Raw genomic sequence first — 2,772 nt, 5'->3', positions numbered from 1 at the left:
AACGCGCGGGAACGGCACCTTGAACAGCGAGTCCCAGTCGGCGATCAGGAAATGATCCGAACGGTTCACGGCATGCGTAGTTTCCTGAAAGGGCGTTCGGCAATGGCTCGCTGCAACAGATCTACTGGTAATTGCGGACGTTGATTGGTGCGGTTGCTTGAAGATTGTTGAGGATCAATTGAGAATTACCTTCAATCGGAATTTACGGACTGCGCGGAGTTCGATGAATGCGCAGCCCATTTTTCTCCGTGAAAACGAACTTTGGGTTTTGCTCGGTTTTGAGTTGAACTGCTGTTTAAACTGTTGCCGGCGCAGAGGGGCGGAGTGCATTCGCGGATGATGCTAAATTGGCCATTGAAGCCGGTGCGATTCACCACGATATGCACGTGGTCATCCTCGTGACGCACCATCACCCATGGATGCTTCGCATAGCCCATGTCCTCAGCGAATGACTGCCCAATATCAGCCCACTGGTCATTGTTTAGCGTCCGATCCGTCGCAGTATTGCGTAAGGAGGCGTGCCAGACCGGGTTTTTGATCTCCGGGCGCGTGTTCAACGCCTTACGCAGCTCACCCGCCCACAACCTTGGATCGGTCTGCCCCTCCATGCCAATGTTTGACCCGACCACCACACCACCAGAGACCCGCTGCCCCGCAGCGGTGTAGGTGTGCTCGTTCGCTTTCCCCGGACCGTGCAAATACGCGCCAATGTCCCCAGGATTCTTACCCCTGGTGATTTTCGCGATCACGGCAGCTCACCACGCACCCGCGCCAATTCCTCCCGCGTCGCCTGCAGAGCCTCCAGCAGTTCAGCACTGGGCACGGTCTGCCCAGAGTTCACCGCACGCACTAATTGGTTCAGGTTCGAGCCAACCCGTCCCAGATCCGCCCGCAACCGAGCCACCTCCACCCCAGCGCCCGGGGCGGGGTCCGTGGCCAGTGACTCGAGCAGGCGCTCCCTCGCCCACACCGACACCCGCCGGCCCCCAGCCGCAGCAACCAGGGCTTCGTGTTCCTGCTCCGACAAGGACAGGGAAATACGCTTCGTGCGCGGGTGCTCCACCGTAGGCCGGCCACCCTTGCGCGGCTCATAAACCACCCGCGCAGCCTCGGCAGCCGCAGCCTCCGCGGCTTCCCGTTCCCGCCGAGCAGCCTCTTGCTCCGGCGTGCGCACAAATGGGTTAGGCGGTGAAGCTGGGGGTGTTTTCTTCCGAGAAAACAACGCCATAACAACCGTCCTTCCGAAGACCGCGAAGCGGTCGAGAACAAGCCCTCCGCAGGAGCAAGGGGCGATAAGCCGGAACGAAAACTGTCAGCGAGGCACGAGCGGTACGACAGTTTTCCGTTACGGATAATCATAGCTTCCATCTGTTTGCGTGCGTCCGACCGTGGAGGATAAAGTCGCGCGCAAACAGGGGGCCGGCCCATCAACCGCAGCGCAGCGGAGGTTGATTTCAAGGGCACCTGCGAAGCATGCTCTGGGTTCCGTCGAGGTGCTTGAGCCTTGCATCTGTGGCGAGGGCAAGTCGAACGGGTAGGAACAAAGGTGCCGATAACACATTTTTATGGAAGTCGCCATACTACTTTAGTAGGATGTAAATTTATAATAAGGCGTTTCATCAGGGGTGGCTTAAACTAATTGGATTAGATATGTTTTAAGGAAAGATGCCCCAGAGACCAGCTGGGGCAGTTCACGCTCATTTGGAGAGCAAAAATGAAGAATAAGTTTGTGAACGCTTCTATCGCTGCGGTCCTGGCCTGTGGACTGACCTTCACAGCACTTCCCGCATCAGCGTCGACGCCTGCCCAACTCAATCCAGGGGCGGCGACAGTGGCAAATGAATCGGTCTCCGATGCTGAAGTCGACAAGTTGGCCAAGGATCTCGAAGCGCTTTTCACGCATGGAATCACCCAGAATGAAGACGGTTCGTTCCGTGTTGATGAAAAGAGCATCATCGAGCATTTTGGTGAAGTGGAAGGCAAACAGATCATTGCCCAGTTCCGTGCCCAGGTGCCGCAGACTCACATCGGCAATATTCCCGTTGCGTCAGCTGCAAGCTATGGCCAGTGCGTTTTGAACTTCACTGGATTCGGAGCCCTCTTCGGGGCTTCTGAAGGAACGATTCTGGGCTACATCAACCGCAAGGACTGGAATAAGGCTGCTCAAACTATGGTGAAGTTCTTGGGCAAGCAGGCAGTTAAGGGCGGTGTAGTCGGTCTGGCCGCGTCGCTCGCCGCAGCGGGGGCCTGGTGCGCGACCCCTTGGGCAAAATAATCCGCTCTTTTCCGGAAGGTGATCTCAATGCAAAATGAAGGAATGTTCGGGATGTCCGCAGGAATGAAAATCACTGTATCGGCGTGTTTTACCGTCGGATCAATTTTTACCGGAGCGAATGGGTTAACAGTGGTTTGCCTGATCGCGGCCCTCGCTGCTGTTGTGTCAGGTGTCCTGGCTGTAGCCGAGGTAAGCCGAGAATCCAACAAGGCAGGATTTATTCTCGGAATCGTCGCTAGCGTGATCTCCGTGATGGGTACAGCGTTCGTCTTGACCGCAAGCGCAGCGTTGCCTTTCGCCGTTACTGCTGGAATTGCCCTAGTGCCTGTGTTGGTGTGGATTGCTCTAGCTGTGGTTCATAGCAAAGCAGGAGGAGCGAAAGCTTTAAGCTAGTTCGAATAAAGGGTCGGGGTTGAGAAGGCCGCTACAAGTTGAACACGGTGCCAATGTCTTAGGGTCCGGGGTCATTAAGCGGCTATTGGGAGGAAGAGACGGGA

4 protein-coding genes are annotated in these 2,772 nt (G+C 56.3%); 2 read left to right on the top strand and 2 right to left on the bottom strand.

Annotated elements, in window-relative coordinates; translation table 11 throughout:
* Nucleotides 1-191: 191 nt before the first annotated feature.
* Nucleotides 192-749, bottom strand: a complete 558-nt coding sequence (locus ANI01nite_RS16545) for a relaxase/mobilization nuclease domain-containing protein (protein ID WP_255314583.1) — start codon at nucleotides 747-749, stop codon at nucleotides 192-194.
* The gene (locus tag ANI01nite_RS17275; RefSeq protein ID WP_141359350.1) at nucleotides 746-1,228 is read right to left on the bottom strand and encodes a plasmid mobilization protein; all 483 of its coding nucleotides are present in this window, start codon (nucleotides 1,226-1,228) and stop codon (nucleotides 746-748) included. Before ANI01nite_RS17275 ends, ANI01nite_RS16545 begins: the two co-directional genes overlap by 4 nt.
* Before the next feature lie 486 nt (nucleotides 1,229-1,714).
* Here ANI01nite_RS17275 and ANI01nite_RS16535 point away from each other — a divergent pair, with 486 nt between their 5' ends.
* Nucleotides 1,715-2,275 (top strand): hypothetical protein, encoded by a 561-nt coding sequence (locus ANI01nite_RS16535; RefSeq protein WP_255314582.1) that lies wholly within the window; start codon nucleotides 1,715-1,717, stop codon nucleotides 2,273-2,275.
* Between the two features lie 27 nt (nucleotides 2,276-2,302).
* A complete protein-coding gene (locus tag ANI01nite_RS16530) occupies nucleotides 2,303-2,668 on the top strand; it encodes a hypothetical protein (RefSeq protein WP_255314581.1) in 366 nt (121 codons plus the stop codon).
* The last annotated feature ends 104 nt before the right edge of the window (nucleotides 2,669-2,772 follow it).

The organism is Glutamicibacter nicotianae, from assembly GCF_006539525.1.
Taxonomy (GTDB): domain Bacteria; phylum Actinomycetota; class Actinomycetes; order Actinomycetales; family Micrococcaceae; genus Glutamicibacter; species Glutamicibacter nicotianae.
Note: the sequence above shows the minus strand (reverse complement) of the source record. Positions and strands in the feature narration are given on the sequence as shown.